This window comes from Prevotella sp. P4-98 (assembly GCF_002251405.1).
Lineage (GTDB): Bacteria > Bacteroidota > Bacteroidia > Bacteroidales > Bacteroidaceae > Prevotella.
The window spans coordinates 1-7,313 of sequence record NZ_NPJC01000029.1 but is presented as its reverse complement, the minus strand read 5'-3'; the positions used below and the strand labels follow the sequence as shown (position 1 = coordinate 7,313).

Below are 7,313 nucleotides of genomic sequence, written 5' to 3'. Positions count from 1 at the left end.
ATGGCTATGATGTTTTCCCAACGGAAAGAGCGAAAACCACCATTGACAACATCCCAGAAATAAGTGCAGCCTCGTAATTCTGGACTTTTGCCAGTTCCTTTGATATGTTGATTGCATAGTTCTGGATTAAGTGTACCAAATCGTTCTGTAATAGAGCCATCTTTCTTCTGGAATAGGAAATGACAGATCCCATTTTGCATTTGTTTGATAGCCTCTTCGATTAGCAAGGCTTTTGTTGCTGCGAGGGAATTACTACCAGTAATATTCGCTATTGCAGTCATTCTTGTGGCTGTCATTTGACTAATCGTTGTAACTACCATATTCATAATTCATTCATTGAAAGTTATCTGTATTATTACAATGCAAAGGTACGACATTTATTTAATATATGCACTATTGTTATGATTAAAAATAGTTAATATCGTGACTTTTATTTGATATATGCAATATTCTTTGTACTTTTGCACAAAATTCGATATAATGGAAAAGGAAAGAACGGTCATTCACCTAGAAATAAATGGTACTCATCACTATTATGGCTCAATAGCCAACATGTATGAGTTCTATACGAGCGATGAGCTTGGTATCACTTATTCAAGCCTACGGAATTACGGTTTGTCTGCCGAACACCCCTATCGAAATAAAAAATGTATTATCCGTAAAGGCATACTATTGTCGAAAAGTGGTGGAAGAGGAATACGTAATACGTCAAGAATTGGTCTTCTATTTGGAACAGACAAGGAGTAAACTGAAGTAGATCCCTTAGAGATTAATCAGAAAAGAATTATATAGATTGCATCAACATCAAATCAATAATAATTGTTCTCGTTTTGAAGAACAAAATGAGAAATTTTAGTATTTCTCCACTTGAAAATCAATTAAAAAATCTATTAATTCAAGATAATAGATTTTTTTTAGTATCTTTGCAACGTCAAAGCACCTATTATAGGTGTGGAGACGGGCGTTCAGCGTGTTATCACTACTGTACTGAAATCTGGAAAATTGAAGTAACACTGATAAGACTGCAAGAACGTCCAGCGTACCGTGTATATGGTTCTGTCAGCAATGACAGGGTTTATATACCTACGGGCGTTGGATAGGCTTTTGTAAGTTACGTGTTACGGCATTCCAGAGCAATGTTTCCCGACATTGTGCCTCAGTAGGTAATGAGCAAGTAGTCCCCAACGCCTTTTTTTGTGTTATTACTAACCGCCAAACGTAGGGGACAGAGAGGCACAAAGGTTCCGCACGACACGGATTAGTGCATCTAACTATGGGTCTATTAAAAAGCATCTGGAACGGCTTTGGTGACATGTATGACAGCATGGAGAATACTACGGGCAATGGTTATGAGGATAATAATTGTTATTCCAAAAATCAAAGCGGCCCCCGTAAAGTTCGGGTTACGTGGAGAGGTAATTATAAAAGCACTTCAGGTTGTTGGTGTTCAGGTTTTGTTGATGAAGTCATTCCCGAAGACATGTATCGTAGGTTATCGATTGATGGCAGGGCTACAACTTTATTTCTAAAAAGAGTAATCTATGATAGCGAAGAGTTTGAGTACGAGATGAATTATCTAAGCGCTATAGAATATGTAGATGATTAATGCACAATAATACGAGATGGGAAAATTTCTTTTTCAATTAACAGGAACGATAATAACCCTAGCGATTATCGGCTTCATTGGATATCTTGTATTTTCACGTCTGTTTCAGTCAACAGATGACAATGAAAGCAATGAAGTAGTTGCTGTTAAAGAATATTCTTATAAAGCGAACATTTCAGCAACTGTCAGTGATTTGAACATTGAGCACAATATCTGTCGTAACGGGGAAACAGGGATGAACTTGTCTTCTAAACAGACTTTCTACAATTTAAAAGGAACAACTTGTTATACAAAAATTCGTTTCTTTGATGAAGATGGAAGACCATTAGTAGGAAAAAGTGCTCGTGACGAAGACGGAAGCTTCTGCATCATCGGTAATCTAACACCAGATGACAATGAATGTGTCAATGACCAATGTGTATTTGTGGCTTATGATCAATTTGACATACCCCAAGATAAGGAAACAATTTATTATATATGTGACATTCGGATTTTTATTCTTAACAATAACGGTGAAAGAGTAGAACTTGCTCATTCCAATCCAAGCAGATTCCATCTTTCTCACTGATGGCAAACAAATCTAATGAAATAACAATTATGAAAAAGGTATTTTATTTATTTTTCTTCCTTATTGGAGCATTACAAATAAATGCCCAAAATGTGATTAATGAAGAAAACTACAAAGGCTACAGACTTGTTAGTTACTCTGATGGAACTTCGAAAATTTTTGACAAAAGCGACAACTGGATTCAATTTAATACAGAATACGAGGTTAACTCTTTTACAGGCGAGGCAACAAACAAATCAATAGCAGCGCGTTATTACATAGATGAAGAGAGAATTAAAAAGGTAATAGCAGCAAATATCAAAGACAGAAGTGGCTATTCAATTAGCATAACGAATGGTGGTGTAGTTTCTATTTTATCTCCTTTGGGAATTTCATGCATTTCTGAGAGTGAGACAGGAATGACTTTTTCAGATTTTCTTCAAATTCTTACGAATAAGAAGAAGTCGAAATCATTTATTGAAGAAATACACAAAAAAGGCGGGCAAATAACATCTCAGAATAGCTCTGACAGTCCATATGTCCAAATAAAAATGCCATCTGGGAATATATGGTTCTTTGACGTGACAAATGTTATGGGCCATCAGAAACTGTCTAACGAACAGGTTGGGAGTAAGAGGAGAAAATTAACACGTGCAATTATTGGTGAACCAAATCCTGACAAACCTATCTTTGATTATGGTTGCAATTTCAGATACGTTTATTCGAATCAGCGTGATGAAATATCCTATATGCTTCCTAGAATCCTTACTGGGCGAAACAGCATCAAAGCATTTATGTCTTATTTTTCAGATTTATCAGAATTGTTCGGAAGCAATTATTTAGTTAAGGGAATCAATGGAAATGAATTGATTAGAAAGGATAATATAACATATAGGAAGTTGAACGGCAAACAAATTAAGGGAGGTTATTTTGATGATAGTTGTAATAGGATGTATTATCCTAACGATGAATATATGATGCAACTGTTCTCTATTTCAGCAAGCAATACTGATAACGACGCTGTGTTGGTTAACTGCCTACCGACAGACACTATAAGCAATTTCGTAAATAATGATAAAGTTGGAGAAATCTATTTTTCAAACGGAGATCATTTAAAATTCTCAAAACTGCGTAATGGAATTGTCTACGATTGCTTTTTGCATAGACAGGATGGCATATTAATCATAACCTCTGAAAACAACCAACCATCCTCACAATATGTATTTACGTCAGGAGAATTTGAAGATTTTGTCTATGGCAAGGTCAAAACTTGTTTTTATGATGACATACTTGCTATAAAGAGCTTGTTCTCAGAAGAGGATATCAGTGATATACGTTTCGATAAAATGGATAAGCAATACGAAGAAGAACGTCGTAAAGCGGCTGAAGAAGTAGGAATAATAACTACCATTTCTAGTGAAGTGATCGAGGCGCAGGCAAAAGAAATGAAACAAAAAAGAATGCAAGAACTTTACCAAAAATATGGCAAAAAATATGTTGATGCATTGTTTAATGATAATAAAATACTTATTGGAACTCCAGAAGGATTGATCGAAAACAACACCAACTCCAGGGTAACAGGAGAAACCCCATATTCAAAGAGATACGAAATTACTGGTGTTTTCGGCAAATGGGCTGCTATAGTATTTGTAGAAAAGAGGAACAATAAGGTATATTCTGTAATCTACAGATAAGAGATATGCTATTTCAGACAATATAGTAACAAATAACAATAAATTTATGACAAACAATTTAACAGATTATCAGAAAGAAGTCTTTCTGGACATCTACAAGGCTTCGCTTGGGGCTATGCTCTCCAAGAACCAACATCATGACAGTATTGACATCAATGACGATATCGATGTCTCAGTAAAGATTGCATTTGCTACGGTTGAATTACTGACAGACAGTGAAGGCTTTCGCAAGCCATCTGATATTATCCAAGCATTAGAAAACACTAGACGCGACCAGCCGTTAGAATTTCCCCAAATAGAAGATTGATTAGGCATGTAACGCCAAGTGACAGTTATCAAAAGCCACGAGAACAATGGAAATAGAAGAACTTATGAATACCTGTCTTGAACAAGAACATCTTCCAATTTCACGCTATATGGTAGATTGGATGAATGGTTATCTTGATTTCTTTAAGTGTGATCCCGAAATGAAGTGGGAAGATGGTGGCCCTATCACGGACCTGTCCATACTTCAACGCTTGATGTCCTGTCAGACTGATGAAGAAATATGGTCTTTGATGGGGAAAGGCATTGGTGACATTCAAGAACTGTACACATGGTATAAGGGGCAAAATCTTCATCCTGTTTTAGAAGAAGCAACGGGTGTCCCATGCTACGGTGAAAAGGATGAAGACAAAGCGGAAAGAATGCTCAACTACTTTATAGAGTCGCTAGAAGCCAAAGAAAGTGTAAAACAAGAAGCAGAGAGCATACGAAAGATGTCTAAGGTAATAAAGGAGCTGAAAGAAATCTAGAATACAATGTTCGGTTAGTACTATGTATGTGAGAAAAATATTAAGTATTTCTTTGTTGCTATTGGTTGTCGGATGCGGCAATAACAAATGCAAGAAGGACTGTACCTCTTTTGGTTCTGATAGCATTGCGCAACTATATAACGACATCTCACCATCGGGTCGCTGTGCAGCAGAAAATGAGGAATGTTCAATATGGATAAGTGAAGAACCAGACTCCTTATATGACAAAAAAGATCCTTCTGCTGCAAAGAAGGTCTCTCTAAAGGTATATAACAAGGTAACGAAAAAAACAGAAAACATTCTTATCACTAACCCTGATGCTGAAGTGGACTGGTGGTATTCATTAGATGAAGCAACCATTGTTCCTTTTGATTTTATACGAACAATATCCAGTGTTTCTATTTTATCCAAGAATGGTAAGGCTCTGAAATTATTGGTCGAAGGTAATGGCCCTACGGCAACGTTAAGCGTGCAGAGTTTTATTATAGATCTAAAATCGAAGAAGACTCTTTGTCTGCCCACAAATTTGGGACTGGATTCTTTTAATGGAACAGAACTTGTTATGCGTACTAGCAGGTATTCTGAAGAAGGTAAATACGAAATAACTGAGACATTCACTATTGATGGCAAACGCATTAGAAAGTAGAAAATGAACCTACAAAAACAGATAAAGAAAGTAAAAGAAAGAGCTAAAAACAAATAGTATCCAACCGAATTATATCTATACACTTTGAAAATATTATAAGGCCTCGCTAGGGGTCTTATCTTTTTTCTATACCCTTCACATTTTCTATTATCAAATTAAAGTTGTATATTTGCAATGCTGTCCTCTAAAAACTGTGGACACTAGTGGTATATTTGCAAAAATAGAATAAAAGATGGTAAACCTACTCAAATTATCCGAATATGCTCCACTTCTGGACATTCTAGGTTATGAAGTCCTTGATAACAATAGTAAACCCAATCTGCTTTTGCATGTTAATCGTATTAGCTATGCGATAATGAAGCAGTCAGCCAACTTATCATATACTTATGAGGAATATGAATGGGCTCATAGATATAGTAGTTTTGTTGATCCATCAAAACCAGATGTTCGCATTCCTTTTCCCAAAAATTCAAACAGAATCCTCTTCACTGGAATAAAGGATAGCTGCGGCAAATGGATAAAACGTGCTAGTCCAAAGACTCAAGATGCCTACATAAAGTTTTTCTTTTTGATAGAATTTCTTGTGGATTATTTAAAACTAAATAACGAATTATATACAGAAGATTTCTGCAAAACTCTTTGTATAGACAAAACAACATTTCAAAAGATTTTGTGGAGACTTTATCAAGATAACTTGTTATATGTAGATACAAGACCTCATCATGTTTCCGTCATGAACCAACTATCTTCTTCAAGCTATCAAAGATACTTACCTTATGAATATAAAATAGAGAATACTGTTTCTTCATCTGGCTATATGTTAAATCCAAACAAGCAAAGTTATATATATAATCGAGAAGATTCTTACAAGTTCAGTCCCGTGACGGCGTGTCCGCCCGCTATTTTTAGCGGGGCGGGCGGCACGCCTGAAATGAAAACAGAAGATAGTCCTCAACAATATCTTATTATAGATTATTGTTTAACAGACTATCTACATTCTTTAATAAATCTATATGATAAGAACCTTTCTTATGAAATAGCAAAGCCTATTCTTTCTTCTATTATAATACCTCGATTTAAGCATTTGGTCACAAAGAATGAGAGTGAAGATTGTTTTGAAGAGGAATATTTTGACAATGAAGAGAACAAACATTATGAGCGTTTGCCCTTCAAGCCTTATATTGCTCCTTATGAAGATTTGGAATTTCGAGCAAATAGCAGAGACATTATGTTGATCGGAAAAATTGATTCACTGGATACATGGGAGAAGAAGCATAGCAGAAAAGCGTATGTTACTGTATGTGGTAGGCTCTGGCATCCGTTTCATTCTTTAGGAAGGGAGTATAGAAAGTTCGTGTATTACAACTGTTCACCTCTTGTTGAAGCATTTGATATATCAAATTGCTTCTATACTTTATTATTTCTGAAAGTCCTTTTAGAAGACAACATACCGATTTTGGAAAAGACGTATTATTACAATTTCATTCGTAAAGGAATCTTTTATGACACAATAGTAAATCTTGTGACAAATGAATACTTCACCAGAAGATGCAATGTATCGGAGAAAACACCACGAGATATTATAAAAGAAAATGCGCAAGCATATCGTAACTCAAAAGTATATGCCCAGGCTAAGTACCAATATCCTGAGATAGACTTGTTCTTTAGTTATTTCCCATCCATTAGAAAAATGCTATTTAACAATGATATGATAATAAACCGAAAAGGAAAAGAAGTGAAAAGGCTTCAGTATGAGATGTGTAGAATAGAGACATACATAATAAGTGTTCTTTGCTATGATCTATTGAGTTATGGCGTAACACCATTTTCTTTACATGATGGTGTGTATCTATCGGAATCCGATATGGAAAGAATGAGGGATTATTTGAAGCTGGAAACTACAGAGGATGTTAAAACCTGGATGAAGGAGCTTTTCTGGGAGAAGTTTGACACGATGCCCGATGAAATGACTAAGGAACTTATTTGTTGGGATAAAGCATGTTGTGTGTAATAATCCCCCTTATTC

The 7,313-nt window shown here is 35.6% G+C and carries 8 protein-coding genes; 7 read left to right on the top strand and 1 reads right to left on the bottom strand.

The window, feature by feature from the left end; genetic code table 11:
• Positions 1-320: SH3 beta-barrel fold-containing protein (locus CIK96_RS04905; protein ID WP_158214829.1), on the bottom strand; the 320-nt coding region annotated here is incomplete at its 3' end.
• 953 nt (positions 321-1,273) lie between these two features.
• On the opposite strand from CIK96_RS04905, the gene CIK96_RS13045 reads away from it, so the two are divergent.
• The 7 genes from CIK96_RS13045 to CIK96_RS04865 all read left to right on the top strand — a co-directional run bounded on the left by CIK96_RS13045 (position 1,274) and on the right by CIK96_RS04865 (position 7,298).
• Positions 1,274-1,606: a hypothetical protein gene (locus CIK96_RS13045; protein WP_144007489.1), complete on the top strand. Its 333-nt coding sequence runs from the start codon at positions 1,274-1,276 to the stop codon at positions 1,604-1,606.
• Between the two features lie 16 nt (positions 1,607-1,622).
• The gene (locus CIK96_RS04890; protein ID WP_094439953.1) at positions 1,623-2,174 is read left to right on the top strand and encodes a hypothetical protein; all 552 of its coding nucleotides are present in this window, start codon (positions 1,623-1,625) and stop codon (positions 2,172-2,174) included.
• Between the two features lie 29 nt (positions 2,175-2,203).
• Entirely contained in the window at positions 2,204-3,847 is a 1,644-nt protein-coding gene (locus CIK96_RS04885) for a hypothetical protein (protein ID WP_144007488.1), read from the top strand.
• A gap of 46 nt (positions 3,848-3,893) precedes the next feature.
• On the top strand, positions 3,894-4,154 hold the full coding sequence (locus tag CIK96_RS04880; RefSeq protein WP_094439951.1) for a hypothetical protein: 261 nt from the start codon (positions 3,894-3,896) through the stop codon (positions 4,152-4,154).
• A gap of 46 nt (positions 4,155-4,200) precedes the next feature.
• Positions 4,201-4,641 carry a hypothetical protein gene (locus tag CIK96_RS04875; RefSeq protein WP_094439950.1) on the top strand — a complete coding sequence of 147 codons (441 nt, stop codon included), beginning with the start codon at positions 4,201-4,203 and terminating at the stop codon, positions 4,639-4,641.
• A gap of 28 nt (positions 4,642-4,669) precedes the next feature.
• The gene (locus CIK96_RS04870) at positions 4,670-5,287 is read left to right on the top strand and encodes a hypothetical protein (protein ID WP_144007487.1); all 618 of its coding nucleotides are present in this window, start codon (positions 4,670-4,672) and stop codon (positions 5,285-5,287) included.
• A gap of 232 nt (positions 5,288-5,519) precedes the next feature.
• Positions 5,520-7,298, top strand: a complete 1,779-nt coding sequence (locus tag CIK96_RS04865) for a hypothetical protein (protein ID WP_094439948.1) — start codon at positions 5,520-5,522, stop codon at positions 7,296-7,298.
• The last annotated feature ends 15 nt before the right edge of the window (positions 7,299-7,313 follow it).